Below are 14,833 nucleotides of genomic sequence, written 5' to 3'. Positions count from 1 at the left end.
AGAGCTCCGCGCAATAACACGTTCCGGGGCAAATCACCGGAAAATATAGTGAATATTATGATTCAAAATTATCAGGGCGCCGTATTTTAACGACTTCCAAGAATATCTGCCTGCTTCCGGCATCCTTTTCTTCAAATCTGGCGGATGAACAGCGTATAATCCCGCTCCTTTTGTCTATTTTTTCTTCGGAAGCATTATGAGCGCAATTTCCCTGATCCAGCCGGATCGTGACCTCTTCTCCTGGCCCCAGTACTGGGCGGCCTGCTTTGGACCGGCGCCATTCCTGCCGATGTCCCGGGAAGAGATGGACCAACTGGGCTGGGACAGCTGCGACATCATTCTGGTCACGGGCGATGCCTACGTTGACCATCCGAGCTTCGGTATGGCCATCTGTGGCCGTATGCTTGAGGCGCAGGGCTTCCGCGTGGGGATCATCTCCCAGCCTGACTGGAACAGCAAAGACGACTTTATGCGTCTGGGTAAACCGAACCTGTTCTTCGGTGTCACCGCAGGCAACATGGACTCGATGATCAACCGCTATACCGCCGACCGCAAGCTGCGTCATGACGACGCCTACACGCCGGATAACGTGGCGGGTAAACGCCCCGACCGCGCGACCCTGGTCTATACCCAGCGCTGTAAAGAAGCCTGGAAAGACGTGCCGGTGATCCTGGGCGGCATCGAGGCGAGCCTGCGCCGCACCGCCCACTACGACTACTGGTCAGATACCGTACGCCGCTCGGTGCTGGTGGATTCCAAAGCCGACATGCTGATTTACGGTAACGGCGAGCGTCCGCTGGTGGAAGTGGCGCACCGTCTGTCGCAGGGTGAACCGGTGAGCAGCATCCGCGACGTGCGCAATACCGCCATCATGGTGAAAGAGGCGCTGCCGGGCTGGAGCGGGGTGGATTCCCGCATCATTGATATGCCGGGCAAAATCGACCCGATCCCGCACCCGTACGGCGAAGATCTGCCGTGTGCCGATAACAAGCCGGTTGAGCCGAAAAAAGCGGAAGCGAAGGCTATCGTTGTGCAGCCGCCGCGCCCGAAACCGTGGGAAAAGACCTACGTGCTGCTGCCGTCCTACGAGAAGGTGAAAGCCGACAAGGTGCTCTACGCGCACGCGTCCCGTATTCTGCACCATGAAACCAACCCGGGCTGCGCCCGCGCGCTGATGCAGAAGCACGGCGAGCGCTTTATCTGGATCAACCCGCCGGCGATCCCGCTCTCTACCGAAGAGATGGACAGCGTCTTTGCGCTGCCGTACAAGCGCGTGCCGCACCCGGCGTACGGTAACGCCCGTATCCCGGCATATGAGATGATCCGCTTCTCGATCAACATCATGCGCGGCTGCTTCGGCGGCTGTTCCTTCTGCTCCATTACCGAGCACGAAGGGCGCATTATCCAGAGCCGCTCTGAAGATTCGATCATCAATGAGATCGAAGCGATTCGCGACTCGGTGCCGGGCTTTACCGGCGTGATTTCCGACCTTGGCGGCCCAACCGCGAACATGTACATGCTGCGCTGCAAATCGCCGCGCGCGGAGCAAACCTGTCGTCGCCTCTCCTGTGTCTATCCGAGCATTTGCGAGCATATGGACACCAACCATGAGCCGACGATCAACCTCTACCGCCGCGCGCGTGACCTGAAAGGCATCAAGAAGATCCTGATAGCCTCCGGGGTACGTTACGACATCGCCGTGGAAGATCCGCGCTACATCAAAGAGCTGGCGACGCACCACGTCGGTGGCTATCTGAAGATTGCGCCGGAGCACACCGAGGAAGGCCCGCTGTCGAAGATGATGAAGCCGGGCATGGGCAGCTACGATCGCTTTAAGGAGCTGTTCGATACCTATTCGAAGCAGGCGGGTAAAGAGCAGTATCTGATCCCATACTTCATCTCCGCCCACCCGGGCACGCGTGATGAGGACATGGTGAACCTGGCGCTGTGGCTGAAGCAGCGTCGCTTCCGCCTGGATCAGGTGCAGAACTTCTATCCGTCACCGCTCGCCAACTCGACGACCATGTATTACACCGGCAAGAACCCGCTGAGTAAGATTGGCTACAAGAGTGAAGAGGTGGTGGTGCCGAAAGGGGATAAACAGCGTCGTCTGCATAAAGCGCTGCTGCGCTACCACGATCCGAAAAACTGGCCGCTGATCCGTCAGGCGCTGGAAGAGATGGGTAAAAAACACCTGATCGGCTCGCGCCGCGACTGTCTGGTACCGGCTCCGACGCTGGATGAGATGCGCGAAGCGCGTCGCCAGAACCGCAATACGCGCCCGGCGCTGACCAAGCACACGCCGATTGTGCATCAGCGTTCGAACGGTGGGGCGACGATGAAGAAGCCAGCCAAACGTAAAGCGTAAAATAAACACCCCGGCAAGCCGGGGTGTTTTTTATCTATCCGCCAAACTGATCCGGATCCGGGCCTAAACGTTTACCCTTATCCAGCTTCGCAATCTCACCAAGCTCATCTTTATCCAGCCGGAAATCCCAGACGTCGAAGTTTTCGGCGATGCGCGACGGCGTGACCGATTTCGGAATGACCACCAGGCCGTTGTCGAGATGCCAGCGAATGACGATTTGCGCCGGGGTTTTACCGTATTTATCCGCCAGCTCACGGATAATCTTTTGATCAAACACCCCTTCGCCGCCCTGCGCCAGCGGGCTCCAGGACTCGGTCTGGATTTTATGCGTAGCGTTCCAGGCGTGTAACTGGCGCTGCTGCATCAGCGGGTGCAGCTCGATCTGGTTAATCACCGGCGTAACGCCCGTCTCGTCAATCAGTCGCTGCAGGTGATGAACCTGGAAGTTACAGACGCCGATGCTTTTCACCAGCCCCTCTTTCTGCAGTTCAATCATCCCTTTCCAGGCCTCAACGTAGTGGTCGATAGCCGGAACCGGCCAGTGCATCAGCCAGAGATCGACGAAATCGAGCTGGAGTTTCTCCAGGCTCTCCTCCAGCGCTTCGCGGGGGCGTTTTTGATCGTCGTTCCACAGTTTCGTGGTGATGAATAACTCATCGCGGGGGACGCCAGCGCTGGCAAGTGCCTTACCCACGCCGTCCTCGTTCTTGTATGCGGCAGCGGTATCAATAGACCGATAGCCGACTTCCAGGGCTTTATGAATGGCGGAGACGACCTCGTCGTTACCGGCTTTCCATACACCTAGCCCCAGTTGGGGCATCACGTTGCCGTCCTGCAGCTTGATTACGGTTTGGTTTGCCATTTTTCCTCCTTCAGGTGCGCATCGCCGGAGGGAGACTCCGGCGATGGGATGTGCATTAAGTCTGGACGAAATGTCAAAAAACGAAAGTCGGGAGGGCAAAAACGCTTAGCGTGCCGCTTCGTAGATGCGACGGCTGACGTCCAGCGTAATGTCGCCGTGCTCGCCCAGGTGGGTCATGCCGTGTTCTTCGAGTTTCGCCAGTAGGGCAGGGATGGAGCTGCCGTCCAGACCGTAGCCAGAGAGACGCGTTGGCACGCCCAGACCTTCAAAGAAGCTGCGGGTCGCTTCAATGGCGGCATCAATACGCGCGTCGTCAGAACCTTCGGTGATGTTCCACACGCGTTCTGCGTACTGCAGCAGTTTGGCACGCTTGGTATCCCGCTTTTCGTTCCACAGCGCAGGCAGCACAACGGCCAGCGTCTGAGCGTGGTCCAGACCGTGCATCGCCGTCAGCTCGTGGCCCAGCATATGGGTTGCCCAGTCCTGCGGCACGCCAGCACCGATCAGGCCGTTAAGCGCCTGCGTTGCCGCCCACATGACGTTGGCACGCACGTCGTAGTTTTCCGGCTCTTTCAGCGCTTTCGGGCCGTCTTCAACGAGCGTCAGCAGAATGCCTTCCGCGAAGCGATCCTGAATTTTGGCATCTACCGGATACGTTACGTACTGCTCAACGGTATGAACAAAGGCATCGACTACGCCGTTCGCTACCTGACGCGCAGGCAGGGTGTAGGTGTAAACCGGATCCAGGATGGCGAATACAGGCTGAACGTGTTCGTTCATAAAGGCCTGCTTGTCGCCGGTGGTTTTGCGGGAGATCACCGCGCCCTTGTTGGATTCAGAGCCGGTGGCTGGCAGGGTCAGCACGGAGCCCATCGGGATGGCGCTTTTGATGTCGCTCCCGCGGGTTTCAAGGATGTGCCACGGATCGATGCCGTCAGCGTAGTGCGCTGCCGCCGCGATGAATTTGGTGCCGTCCAGCACGGAGCCGCCGCCGACGGCCAGCAGGAAGGTAATGTTTTCTTCGCGGGCGATTTTCACCGCGTTCATCAGCGTTTCGTAAGACGGGTTTGGCTCGATGCCGCCGAACTCACGCACGTCCAGACCGTCCAGGGCGCTGTAAACCTGATCCAGCACGCCGGTTTTTTTCACGCTGCCGCCACCGTAGGTGATCAGTACGCGGGCGTCAGCAGGGATCTGGGCGCGCAGATCGGCGATAGCGTCTTTACCAAACAGAATGCGGGTTGGGGTGTGAAGATTAAAGTTGTTCATTGCTCGTTCCCTTTAGTGGGTGAAAAACCGTGGTGGCGCTGAGGGCGACCTGATGCTGCACATTGTGGCTGTCCGGGGCTACGCCCTCAATGCACATTCCTGCCGATGTCTTGCCCATTTCTACAGAGCGCTGGAGAAAGCGCGGAAAACGACGCACACTGTCAACGTCGAAAAACGTACCCGGAGTAACGCAAGATGAACCGTGAGGCTATCTGCCAGCAGCTCACTGCGCAGATTAAAAGACTGATAGATAAAGAAAATGGCGTCAGCGATCTGCTTCCTGACATTCGCCTGCTTTATGGCACGCAGCCCGGGACGCGCACGCCGGTGATGTACCAGCCGGGCATCGTTTTTCTCTTCTCGGGCCATAAAATTGGCTATATAAACGAACGCGTGTTCCGCTACGACACCAATGAATATCTGCTCCTGACGGTACCTTTACCCTTCGAATGTGAAACCTTCGCGACAGAGGCCGTTCCGCTGGCCGGTATTCGCGTCAACGTCGATATTCTTCAGCTGCAGGAGCTGCTGATGGAGATAGGCGAAGATGAGTTCTTCCAGCCTTCGATGGCGTCGAGCGGGATTAACTCGGCGACGCTTTCGGAAGAGATCCTCTGCGCCATTGAACGTCTGCTGGACGTGATGGAAAGGCCGCTGGACGCGCGCATTCTGGGCAAGCAGATTGTCCGCGAAATTCTCTACCATGTGCTGTTGGGCCCGGGCGGCGGGGCGTTACTGGCTCTGGTGAGCCGACAGACCCACTTCAGCCTGATAAGCCGCGTGCTCAAGCGTATCGAAAGCCAGTACACGGAAAACCTCAGCGTTGACCAGCTGGCGGCGGAAGCGAACATGAGCGTTTCGGCGTTTCACCATAACTTCAAGTCGGTGACCAGCACCTCCCCGCTGCAGTACCTTAAAACCTACCGGCTGCATAAGGCGCGGATGCTGATGATCCACGACGGCATGAAGGCCAGCGCGGCAGCGATGCGGGTGGGTTACGAAAGTGCGTCGCAGTTCAGTCGGGAGTTTAAGCGCTATTTTGGCGTCACGCCGGGAGAGGATGCGTCACGTATCAGAACGATGCAGGGTGCCTGAGGGGAAACACAGGCCGGGTAAGCGCAGCGCTACCCGGCAATTGACATCACGCGCTGCAGTACTTCTTCTTAATCACCACCGCGATGGTTCCCACCAGCCCTGCCACCAGCAGGAACATCGGTAGCACCATCAGGAAGGTCATCACCTGATCTTCGTGGTGTTTCACAAAGGGGATCATATTTAGCGCATAGCCGAGCGTCGTGACCACGCCCACCCACAGAAGGGCGCTCAGCCAGTTGAAAAACTGGAAGCGGCGGTTTGACAGACCGGAAATGCCCGCCATCGTAGGCAGAAGCGTGCGAACAAACGCCAGGAAACGCCCCGCCAGCAATGCCAGCAGGCCGTGCCTGTCGAACATGCAGGTCGCACGCTGATGATATTTATGCGGTAACTGCGCCAGCCAGCCTTTCACGACGCGAGTATTCCCAAGCCAGCGGCCCTGCAGATAGCTCAGCCAGCAGCCCAGGCTGGCTGCGGAGGTAAGAATAACCATCGTTGGCGTGAAGTCCATGACGCCTTTCCCGATTAACGCCCCGGCAAGTAAAAGCAGGCTGTCACCGGGTAAAAACGAGGCTGGCAGTAATCCATTTTCCAGAAACAGTGTTGCGAACATCACGAGGTAAACGATACCAACGATGTGAGGATCCGCCAGCGCGGCAAAGTCGTGTTGCCAGAGCGCCGCGATAATATCTTGAATAACAGCCATGGACTTTCCTGTGGAACAGCAGATATAGCGCTATTGTACTCCCTTATTCGCCTGTCGGGTTTGATCCCGGGCGCAACTCATGCAGACTTTTCTCATTGCCGTGTCCACAAAAGCGTCCAGGGAGTACATTTTCAGCCAGCACTCTACACGATACGCTCGAACCCTGCTGCTAAATCGGCAATCAGATCGTCAACATTTTCTAAACCGATATGCAGTCGAATCAGGGTGCCGCTGAAGTCTACTTCACCGCCGGGGCGCAGAGCCGCAACCTGTTCCGGCTGATTAGGCAGGATCAGGGATTCAAAACCGCCCCACGAGTAGGCCATGCTGAAGAGAGTAAAATTATCCAGATAGCTCGCCAGCTCGTCGTTATTCAGCCGTTTTTTCAGCACGAATGAGAACAACCCGCTGCTGCCCGTAAAGTCACGTTGCCAGAATTCGTGGCCTTTACTTCCCGGTAACGCGGGATGATTTACGCGCTCAACCTGCGGATGCTGCGCCAGCCATTCGGCTACCTTCAGGCTGCTTTCATGGTGCTGACGCAGGCGAACGCCCAGCGTGCGGAGTCCGCGGCTGGTCATGTAGGCCGTGTCTGCGTCCACCATCTGGCCCATCAGGTAGGCATTTTCACGCAGCTGATCCCAGCAGCGCGCGTTGGAGACCGCCGTGCCAATCATGCCGTCAGAGTGGCCAATCAGGTATTTCGTCGCCGCCTGAATCGAGATATCAATGTCGAATTCCAGGGCTTTAAACAGCACGCCTGCCGCCCAGGTGTTGTCGATCATCACGATCGCCTCTGGCGCTTTGCTGCGTACGGCCTTCACGATGGCCGGCACGTCGTGAACTTCCATGGTGAGCGATCCCGGCGATTCCAGGAACACAATGCGCGTGTTTGGCTGAATAAGTTCGGCAATGCCTTCACCAATCAGCGGGTCGAACCAGCCGGTCGTTACGCCGAGCTTGCTGAGGATTTTGGTGCAGAAGTCCTGGCTGGGTTCATAGGCGGTGTTGGTCATCAGGATATGGTCGCCCTGTTCCACAAACGCCAGAATGGTGTTGGCGACAGCCGCCGCCCCGCACGGGAACAGCGCGCAGCCCGCGCCGCCTTCCAGCTCGCACATCGCCTCCTGCAGCGAAAAATGGGTTAGCGTGCCGCGACGGCCATAAAACAGCCCGCCTTTCGCGCGGTTGCGCGTGGCGATTTTTTTCTCCTCAACGGTATCAAACACCAGCGAGGAGGCTCGTTGAATCACGCTGTTGACCGATCCCTGCGTATATTTTTTGCTGCGTCCTGCCTGTACCAGCGTGGTATCAAGATGCTTCTTTGTCATGTTCGCCAACCCTGTTTTTATACGTCTGGACGTCCAGACTACCACGATTGGAAAAAACTGCACCCCGAGGCTTATCGAATAAGCAGAAAATATTAGCAAAAATTCGCATAAGAAATTTTTACTGCGTAAGCGCAAGGAAAGTGAGCGAAAATTACGGCACTATGCAAATACTAATGAGAACTACTATCAATTCGACGACGTTTTGATATTATTACGTTCAGATTTTGTGATTTGCGTCCTGGAGATACAGAGTGGGTAATAATTTGATGCAGACGGATCTCTCCGTTTGGGGCATGTATCATCATGCTGACATCGTGGTTAAGATTGTGATGATCGGCCTGATTCTGGCGTCCGTTGTCACCTGGGCTATCTTCTTCAGCAAAAGCGCCGAGCTGCTTTCGCAGAAGCGTCGCCTTAAGCGGGAACAGCAGCAGCTTGCAGAAGCCCGCTCTCTGGATCAGGCTTCAGATATGACCTCATCCTTCCACGCGAAAAGCCTGACCACCCTGTTAGTGAATGAAGCACAGAACGAGCTGGAACTCTCCGCTGGCAGTGAAGATAACGAAGGCATCAAAGAACGTACCGGTTTCCGCCTGGAGCGTCGCGTGGCGGCCGTTGGCCGACACATGGGACGCGGCAATGGTTATCTGGCGACCATCGGCGCGATCTCACCGTTCATCGGTCTTTTCGGTACGGTTTGGGGCATCATGAACAGCTTTATCGGCATCGCGCAGACCCAAACCACCAACCTGGCGGTCGTTGCGCCGGGTATCGCAGAAGCGCTGCTGGCGACGGCCATCGGTCTGGTTGCCGCTATCCCGGCGGTGGTCATCTACAACATTTTCGCGCGTATGATTGGCAGCTACAAAGCCACGCTGGGTGACGTTGCCGCACAGGTTCTGCTGCTGCAAAGTCGCGATCTGGATCTGAATTCCAGCTCGGTTAAGCCGGTGCACGCGGCGTCTAAACTGCGCGCAGGTTAAGAGTATGGCGATGCGTCTAAACGAAAATCTGGACGATAACGGTGAAATGCATGAAATCAACGTGACGCCGTTTATCGACGTCATGCTGGTTCTGCTGATTATCTTCATGGTGGCCGCACCGTTGGCGACGGTGGATGTGAAGGTGAATCTGCCGGCCTCTTCCAGCCAGCCCCAGCCGCGCCCGGAGAAGCCTATTTACCTGTCGGTGAAGGCGGATAAATCCATGTTCCTCGGGAACGACCCGGTGACGGCCGACTCTGTCATCCCGGCGCTGGAGCAGCTTACGGGCGGTAAGAAAGACACCACGGTCTTCTTCCGTGCGGATAAAACCGTTGATTATGAAACCATGATGAAGGTAATGGACACGCTGCATCAGGCGGGTTACCTGAAGATTGGACTGGTCGGCGAAGAGAAAGCGGCCTCGAAGTGATAAAGAAGCTGGCGAAAGCCGGCTTTTTTTATGCCTGTCGGTTTATGTGTTTTTGCTATCCGTCGGTGCAGTAGAAGAGGGTGCCAGCGCGTCCTCATCAAGCGCTACGCAGGTGACGTTTGAGGTACGGTACTCACCGTCTGACAGCTTGCGCGTCAGACGCAGGGTGGCGATTTCTCTGGCAAGCAGGTACTGATAATTGGCCTCGAGACGTCCCAGAAGCTTCTCTTTCAGTTCTGGACGCTGTTCAATGATGGCGTTCATCACGGCACCGTAAATTTCTTCTTTGACCTGTAGCGGATAAATTTCACGACGGTTCCGCCATTTCAGACGAACCAGCGTCGCCGGGATCGATACCAGGTCTTGTGTAATTCGCGTCATCTCGTCATTTTTTGTGTTTCTCAGTGCGTCGAGATTTTGCTTTAAGATAAATTCATCACTTTTTTTATCATCTAAAGTCAAATAAACGTCGTTGTTTTTAACTTCTTTCACGTTAATCTTCCCCCAGGCTGTAAAAAATTGGGTTGTTCTTTTCACGCGTAATTAAATTAAGCCAAATTTTATTGCCCGCTTCATTAATTTCTTCGGTTTTCTCGGCCATTATTTGACTGAGTTTTTGGGCATCTATTTCACCCTCAGCCTGCAGGTCATTCAGCAGGTGGACAAAGGCTTCAATTTTTATGGCGCGAAATAAGCGGTCTTTTATATGGCGATCGTGCTCTTCCAGCAACATATTTCGGGATTTGCCAGTTCGGGAAACACCAATTAATATATCGGGCTCGAAATCAGAGAGCTTTCTTTTCCCCTGAGTGAAACTGGCCTCTTTTTCTGCTTCCGTCGGTTGCTGTTCCACAGGCGTAATGTGGTACTTAGCCGGGACGAGATAGTCGGGCAGCATTTTTAATTTCCTTTAATTTCAACAGGGTGGGGTTGGTAAAGGCGTGAGATTCGTTGACAATATCATGAGGCAAATTTAAAATCAAAAAAAATGGAGCCTACCCATGAACAGCATCTTTTTTACGGTCATCACATTACTATTACTGACCGCTGGTGTGCTTTTATTGATGCAGGAGTTCAATAAAACGAAAGTGTCTAAAGACACCAGTGAACCCCCGCAACCTGAACTGATGACAAAAGAGGAAGGGGAAGACCATTTCTCTGTATTGATGAACTCCGTTACGCCTGTCTGGTACTGGCGGGTGAACCACGAATATATCGACTTTTTACACGCGACAATTAAGCGCATGAAAATGTCAGAAATTAATGATACGCCCGGACTGTTTGAGGCGCAGCGTCGCTGTAGCGATCTGAATTCAGCAGTCTATAAATATTATGACAATATCAAAAAGCGCTGCCTTAACGGCGAAAAGGTCTCTTATTCCGATCTGGACGTATTAAATTTGCGGCAGTGTTTTCGCGAGTTCAGTCTTGAAGCCTATCCTGAACTGGTGGCGCTTGTCTGGCCGGAGTACGCACGTCCCGAGGTTAACCCGGACAACGTCTGAATGACGTACCGTTGAGTTATTGCAAACAGCCAGCGCCGTTGAGATATACTGGACGCTGGTTTCTTTTGCAAACAGGACTCTATGGAACGCTTTTTTGAAAATGCCATGTACGCCTCTCGCTGGATACTGGCCCCCGTCTATTTTGGCCTCTCGCTGGCACTTATCGCGCTGACGATTAAGTTCTTTCAGGAAATCTGGCATGTTCTGCCGAACATTTTTTCTATTGCCGAAGCGGATTTGATTCTGGTTCTGCTGTCGCTGGTGGACATGACCCTGGTGGGCGGGCTGCTGGTGATGGTGATGTTCTCCGGCTACGAGAATTTTGTCTCCCAGCTCGATATCGACGAGCGTAAAGAGAAGCTCAGCTGGCTGGGGAAAATGGATGCTTCATCGCTGAAGAATAAAGTCGCCGCGTCGATTGTGGCGATCTCCTCTATTCACCTGTTACGCGTGTTTATGGACGCGAAGAACGTGCCGGATAACAAACTGATGTGGTACGTCATCATCCACCTGACGTTTGTGCTGTCTGCGTTTGTGATGGGGTATCTGGATAAGATCAGTAAGAAGTAATTCCCCTTACTTAAGCGCCCTCTCCCTGTGGGAGAGGGCCGGGGTGAGGGCATCAGACCGCACTATTTATCCGACGACTTATCCGACGACGCCTGCCACAGATTCAAAGCGCTTTCCCACTCTGCACTTATCACATCACAAATTGCATCCCTAAGCGCGGGCCTAATGATTAACGACTGCTGTGTGACCAGTGAAGCCATGCTAATTAAAAATGATCACAAAACGTTATAATTTCCCTTTTTCCTGCCGATAACGAGAGTAGTACTCGCCTCTGGGCGAACTCACCCTCACGGCAAGGAAGACTTATGAATATGCTTCGTAATTTCACGATCCGCTTCGTCATGCTGACGATTCTCGGGATCTTTTGTTTAATGTGGGCGGGCGTTGGGTTGTACAGCACCTGGGCCCTTTCTCGCGTATCAGATGGCAATGAAGTCGATCGCCAGTTGGTTAAACAGATGACGGTACTCAGCCAGGGTAACGATCAATATTTCCGCTTTGTGACCCGTCTGAGCCGCGCGATGGAAGTCAAAGCCGCAGGCGGCACGCCGGATCTCTCCTCCGCCCAGCAGGCGCTGGATAACATGGGCAAGAAACTGACCGAGATGAAAGCGATCTCCCCGGGCCCGATGGATGAGCAGATCTCATCCCGGGTGATCGGCTCCTGGCAGGCGCTGCTTGAACAGGGCGTAACGCCGCAAATGCAGCAGGCGAAGCAGGGGGATCTGGAGGGGTATCGCCAGCAGGCCAACAACGTCACCCCACCGCTGAGCCGCGCGTTCGGTGCGGCGGCTGAGGAGTTCAACAATGCCGCCGCGAAGTCGCTCGACAGCACCCGCGTGGTGGTGGACGGCCTGACAAGCATGACCCGCACGGTGATTATCGTCGCCACGATTATCGGCCTGCTGATCCTGCTCTTCACCGACCGTTACCTGGTGGCGATGCTGGTCAAACCGCTGGCTCGCATTCGCCAGCAGTTCCGCCAGATTGCCCAGGGCGATCTCAGCCAGCCCATTGAGCCGTTCGGTCGTAACTGCGTGGGGCAGCTGGTGCCTCTGCTGAGCGCCATGCAGGACAGCCTGCGCGAAGCGGTCAGCACGATTCGCTCCGGCAGTGAAAATATCTGGCGCGGCGCGACGGAAATCTCCAGCGGCAACAACGATCTCTCTTCCCGTACCGAAGAGCAGGCTGCTGCGCTGGAAGAGACGGCAGCTAGCATGGAACAGCTGACCGCCACGGTGAAACTGAACGCGGAAAGCGCGCGTCAGGCCAGCCAGCTGGCCGATGTGGCCTCAACCACCGCCAGCCGCGGCGGCTCGCTGGTGGAAGAGGTGGTGACCACCATGAGCGGTATTTCGGAAAGCTCGAAGAAAATTGCTGAAATCACCAACGTGATCAACAGCATTGCCTTCCAGACCAATATTCTGGCACTCAATGCGGCGGTTGAAGCGGCGCGCGCGGGTGAACAGGGGCGTGGTTTCGCGGTAGTGGCAGGAGAAGTGCGCAACCTGGCAAGCCGCAGCGCCAACGCGGCCAAAGAGATTGAAGGGCTGATTACCGATTCCGTTTCCCGCGTCGAGCAGGGGGCGCAGCTTGTGAGCGACACCGGCACCACCATGGATGCGATTTTACGTGACGTGACGGAAGTGACAACCATCATGAAGCAAATCGCTTCCGCCTCTGAGGAGCAAAGCAAGGGCATTTCGCAGGTCGGGATTGCCATTACGCAGATGGACGGCGTTACCCAGCAAAACGCCTCGCTGGTTGAAGAAGTTTCTGCCGCGGCGGCGGCGCTGGAGCGCCAGACCGAAGAGCTTCAGCGCTCGGTGCAGAAGTTCCGCCTGACGGCATAACGCAGCGTATAAGGCCGCCTTGTGCGGCCTTATATTATTAACGCCTTCCCCATTCAGCCCCTTCTGAAACAGCTATTCTTTTGCTAACCCTTTATGAACAGATCGTTATCTGTCATTCCTGTCCTTTCTTTCATTATTCTGATGCTGTTCTCGGTTTCTGCCAGCGCGACCCAGCAGGCGCAGGAGCGGCGTGTAGCGCGTGTTGTCAGGCGGGAAACCCGCGACGCGTCGCGGCAGGTGAAGCAGACCTGCGTGGCGAACAATAACCAGAGCAATCATGACTGCCGTCAGGACAAGCGTCAGATGAAACAGTCCGGAAGACAAAAAGCGCGGGACATTAAGTATTAATGCGGTTAACGAAAACTATCCAGGAATGAGACACGAACAATAAGCGGAGGGCGTCATCGGGAATGTGATTCATGCCGGGCAAACTCAGCGCCGCCCGGCTTTATTTATCAGTGCGTCGCTTCACCAATCAGCGCACCCGTGCCCGCACCAACGGCTGCACCTTTCAGCACGCTCTTGCCGGTAACCGCCGCGGCGCCAGCGCCTAGGGCTGCACCTACCGCGCCGCCCTTACGCGCGGCTTTACCTTTGCCGCCATTTTTGAACATGGCACCGGTGCCTGCGCCCACGACGGCGCCGCCAACGGTTGATTTCAGATCTTTGCCCGTGGCCGCACCAATGGCCGCGCCTGCTACCGCGCCGGCGGCAGTTTTGTCGATTGCCATTCCCGAGGTGGAAAAAATGAGGGCGCTGATAACCAGCGTTGTTTTAATAAGTTTCATAACAGATCCTTTGTGACTGCTGTCGGTTGAGACATGGTATCTCACGCGAGAAAAACGTCCAGATAGTGCCAGCAATACCGGCTTAACCTTTAAGCTAATCATGCCCTGAACAAGGATCTCAGTTGCCGGGCGGGGACCCGCCCGGCGGAACATTACGCCTGACGCTTATCTTCCGTATTGGTATCGAAGTCGCTCGCCGCGTGGCGCTCGTGGAGCTGCTCGTTCAGCTCGCCGCTGGTGCGGTTAACGATACGGCCGCGCTTAACGGCATGGCGATTCGCCACGTCTTTCGCCCAGCGCTGCACGTTCGTGTACTTCTCTGCGTCGAGGAACTCGGCGGCGTTATAGACGCTGCCCAGCGCCACGCAGCCGAACCACGGCCAGATGGCGATATCCGCGATGGTGTACTCCTCACCCGCCACGTAGCGGCCGCGCGCCAGCTGTTTATCCAGCACGTCGAACAGGCGTTTGGCTTCCATGGTGAAGCGGTCAATCGCGTATTCAATTTTTACCGGCGCGTAGTTGTAGAAGTGGCCAAAGCCGCCGCCGAGGAACGGCGCTGCGCCCTGCAGCCAGAACAGCCAGTTCAGGGTCTCGGTGCGTCCAGCCGGATCTTTCGGCAGGAAGTGACCGAATTTCTCTGCCAGATAGAGCAGGATATTGCCGGATTCAAATACGCGCGTTGGCGGGTTCGTGGAGTGGTCACGCAGCGCCGGTATTTTCGAGTTCGGGTTCACGTCTACAAACCCGCTGGAGAACTGATCGCCCTCGCCGATGCGGATCAACCATGCGTCATACTCCGCACCCGTCACGCCCAGCGCCAGCAGCTCTTCGAGCATGATCGTCACTTTCTGGCCGTTCGGTGTTCCGAGAGAGTAAAGCTGCAGCGGGTGGGAGCCCACGGGCAGATCTTTCTCATGGGTCGCGCCGGAAATCGGGCGGTTGATGTTGGCGAACGCGCCGCCGCCGTTCTTTTTCCATTCCCACACTTTTGGTGGCTGATACGTGTTGTCTGACATGTTGGCCTGCCTTTTGAGTGATGTGTTGAGGCAGTGTAGCAGGAGATTTGTGAA

At 55.7% G+C, this 14,833-nt stretch carries 16 protein-coding genes; 8 read left to right on the top strand and 8 right to left on the bottom strand.

Annotation, left to right across the window (positions count from 1 at the left end; translation table 11 throughout):
- The first annotated feature begins 196 nt into the window (after positions 1 to 196).
- Positions 197 to 2,368: a YgiQ family radical SAM protein gene (locus NUX24_RS16585; protein ID WP_047650125.1), complete on the top strand. Its 2,172-nt coding sequence runs from the start codon at positions 197 to 199 to the stop codon at positions 2,366 to 2,368.
- A gap of 34 nt (positions 2,369 to 2,402) precedes the next feature.
- Here NUX24_RS16585 and dkgA read toward each other — a convergent pair whose 3' ends face one another.
- Together dkgA and yqhD are read right to left on the bottom strand one after the other, a co-directional pair.
- Complete coding sequence (gene dkgA, locus NUX24_RS16580; protein WP_047650127.1) at positions 2,403 to 3,230, bottom strand: 2,5-didehydrogluconate reductase DkgA; 828 nt, start codon at positions 3,228 to 3,230, stop codon at positions 2,403 to 2,405.
- Between the two features lie 105 nt (positions 3,231 to 3,335).
- Positions 3,336 to 4,499 (bottom strand): alcohol dehydrogenase, encoded by a 1,164-nt coding sequence (gene yqhD, locus NUX24_RS16575; protein ID WP_121424674.1) that lies wholly within the window; start codon positions 4,497 to 4,499, stop codon positions 3,336 to 3,338.
- Positions 4,500 to 4,694: 195 nt separating this feature from the next.
- Between yqhD and NUX24_RS16570 the strand changes: the two genes are divergently transcribed.
- The gene (locus tag NUX24_RS16570; RefSeq protein ID WP_047650129.1) at positions 4,695 to 5,594 is read left to right on the top strand and encodes an AraC family transcriptional regulator; all 900 of its coding nucleotides are present in this window, start codon (positions 4,695 to 4,697) and stop codon (positions 5,592 to 5,594) included.
- A 46-nt stretch (positions 5,595 to 5,640) separates the two neighbouring features.
- Here the strand turns inward: NUX24_RS16570 and yghB are convergent, their stop codons facing one another.
- Both yghB and metC read right to left on the bottom strand, forming a co-directional pair.
- Positions 5,641 to 6,300, bottom strand: a complete 660-nt coding sequence (gene yghB, locus NUX24_RS16565; protein ID WP_126329362.1) for a DedA family general envelope maintenance protein YghB — start codon at positions 6,298 to 6,300, stop codon at positions 5,641 to 5,643.
- A 143-nt stretch (positions 6,301 to 6,443) separates the two neighbouring features.
- On the bottom strand, positions 6,444 to 7,631 hold the full coding sequence (gene metC / locus NUX24_RS16560) for a cystathionine beta-lyase (RefSeq protein ID WP_045403978.1): 1,188 nt from the start codon (positions 7,629 to 7,631) through the stop codon (positions 6,444 to 6,446).
- Between the two features lie 251 nt (positions 7,632 to 7,882).
- Here metC and exbB point away from each other — a divergent pair, with 251 nt between their 5' ends.
- Together exbB and exbD are read left to right on the top strand one after the other, a co-directional pair.
- Positions 7,883 to 8,614, top strand: a complete 732-nt coding sequence (exbB, locus tag NUX24_RS16555) for a tol-pal system-associated acyl-CoA thioesterase (protein ID WP_257832904.1) — start codon at positions 7,883 to 7,885, stop codon at positions 8,612 to 8,614.
- Positions 8,615 to 8,618: 4 nt separating this feature from the next.
- On the top strand, positions 8,619 to 9,044 hold the full coding sequence (exbD, locus tag NUX24_RS16550) for a TonB system transport protein ExbD (protein ID WP_023309173.1): 426 nt from the start codon (positions 8,619 to 8,621) through the stop codon (positions 9,042 to 9,044).
- A 42-nt stretch (positions 9,045 to 9,086) separates the two neighbouring features.
- Here the strand turns inward: exbD and NUX24_RS16545 are convergent, their stop codons facing one another.
- Both NUX24_RS16545 and NUX24_RS16540 read right to left on the bottom strand, forming a co-directional pair.
- Complete coding sequence (locus NUX24_RS16545) at positions 9,087 to 9,536, bottom strand: hypothetical protein (RefSeq protein ID WP_047650135.1); 450 nt, start codon at positions 9,534 to 9,536, stop codon at positions 9,087 to 9,089.
- Position 9,537: 1 nt separating this feature from the next.
- The gene (locus tag NUX24_RS16540; protein ID WP_047650136.1) at positions 9,538 to 9,942 is read right to left on the bottom strand and encodes a hypothetical protein; all 405 of its coding nucleotides are present in this window, start codon (positions 9,940 to 9,942) and stop codon (positions 9,538 to 9,540) included.
- A 103-nt stretch (positions 9,943 to 10,045) separates the two neighbouring features.
- On the opposite strand from NUX24_RS16540, the gene NUX24_RS16535 reads away from it, so the two are divergent.
- From NUX24_RS16535 to NUX24_RS16520, 4 genes are all read left to right on the top strand, one after another.
- A complete protein-coding gene (locus tag NUX24_RS16535; RefSeq protein WP_023309170.1) occupies positions 10,046 to 10,549 on the top strand; it encodes an ESA_00282 family adhesion-associated protein in 504 nt (167 codons plus the stop codon).
- Positions 10,550 to 10,630: 81 nt separating this feature from the next.
- On the top strand, positions 10,631 to 11,119 hold the full coding sequence (locus NUX24_RS16530; RefSeq protein WP_023309169.1) for a TIGR00645 family protein: 489 nt from the start codon (positions 10,631 to 10,633) through the stop codon (positions 11,117 to 11,119).
- A 305-nt stretch (positions 11,120 to 11,424) separates the two neighbouring features.
- The gene (locus NUX24_RS16525; protein ID WP_257832899.1) at positions 11,425 to 12,972 is read left to right on the top strand and encodes a methyl-accepting chemotaxis protein; all 1,548 of its coding nucleotides are present in this window, start codon (positions 11,425 to 11,427) and stop codon (positions 12,970 to 12,972) included.
- A gap of 93 nt (positions 12,973 to 13,065) precedes the next feature.
- On the top strand, positions 13,066 to 13,320 hold the full coding sequence (locus tag NUX24_RS16520; RefSeq protein ID WP_257832897.1) for a hypothetical protein: 255 nt from the start codon (positions 13,066 to 13,068) through the stop codon (positions 13,318 to 13,320).
- A gap of 107 nt (positions 13,321 to 13,427) precedes the next feature.
- Here the strand turns inward: NUX24_RS16520 and NUX24_RS16515 are convergent, their stop codons facing one another.
- Together NUX24_RS16515 and yghU are read right to left on the bottom strand one after the other, a co-directional pair.
- A complete protein-coding gene (locus NUX24_RS16515) occupies positions 13,428 to 13,760 on the bottom strand; it encodes a glycine zipper family protein (protein ID WP_257832895.1) in 333 nt (110 codons plus the stop codon).
- Between the two features lie 152 nt (positions 13,761 to 13,912).
- A complete protein-coding gene (gene yghU, locus NUX24_RS16510) occupies positions 13,913 to 14,779 on the bottom strand; it encodes a glutathione-dependent disulfide-bond oxidoreductase (protein WP_136343775.1) in 867 nt (288 codons plus the stop codon).
- Positions 14,780 to 14,833: the final 54 nt, after the last annotated feature.

The sequence above is a fragment of the Enterobacter sp. HG048 genome, from assembly GCF_024702055.1.
Lineage (GTDB): Bacteria > Pseudomonadota > Gammaproteobacteria > Enterobacterales > Enterobacteriaceae > Enterobacter > Enterobacter dykesii.
Note: the sequence above shows the minus strand (reverse complement) of the source record. Positions and strands in the feature narration are given on the sequence as shown.

Coding starts and splice junctions, on each gene's coding strand:
- NUX24_RS16585 (WP_047650125.1), top strand. CDS start 197: ATGAGCGCAATTTCCCTGATCCAGCCGGATCGTGACCTCTTCTCCTGG.
- dkgA (WP_047650127.1), bottom strand. CDS start 3,230: ATGGCAAACCAAACCGTAATCAAGCTGCAGGACGGCAACGTGATGCCC.
- yqhD (WP_121424674.1), bottom strand. CDS start 4,499: ATGAACAACTTTAATCTTCACACCCCAACCCGCATTCTGTTTGGTAAA.
- NUX24_RS16570 (WP_047650129.1), top strand. CDS start 4,695: ATGAACCGTGAGGCTATCTGCCAGCAGCTCACTGCGCAGATTAAAAGA.
- yghB (WP_126329362.1), bottom strand. CDS start 6,300: ATGGCTGTTATTCAAGATATTATCGCGGCGCTCTGGCAACACGACTTT.
- metC (WP_045403978.1), bottom strand. CDS start 7,631: ATGACAAAGAAGCATCTTGATACCACGCTGGTACAGGCAGGACGCAGC.
- exbD (WP_023309173.1), top strand. CDS start 8,619: ATGGCGATGCGTCTAAACGAAAATCTGGACGATAACGGTGAAATGCAT.
- NUX24_RS16540 (WP_047650136.1), bottom strand. CDS start 9,942: ATGCTGCCCGACTATCTCGTCCCGGCTAAGTACCACATTACGCCTGTG.
- NUX24_RS16535 (WP_023309170.1), top strand. CDS start 10,046: ATGAACAGCATCTTTTTTACGGTCATCACATTACTATTACTGACCGCT.
- NUX24_RS16530 (WP_023309169.1), top strand. CDS start 10,631: ATGGAACGCTTTTTTGAAAATGCCATGTACGCCTCTCGCTGGATACTG.
- NUX24_RS16525 (WP_257832899.1), top strand. CDS start 11,425: ATGAATATGCTTCGTAATTTCACGATCCGCTTCGTCATGCTGACGATT.
- NUX24_RS16520 (WP_257832897.1), top strand. CDS start 13,066: ATGAACAGATCGTTATCTGTCATTCCTGTCCTTTCTTTCATTATTCTG.
- NUX24_RS16515 (WP_257832895.1), bottom strand. CDS start 13,760: ATGAAACTTATTAAAACAACGCTGGTTATCAGCGCCCTCATTTTTTCC.
- yghU (WP_136343775.1), bottom strand. CDS start 14,779: ATGTCAGACAACACGTATCAGCCACCAAAAGTGTGGGAATGGAAAAAG.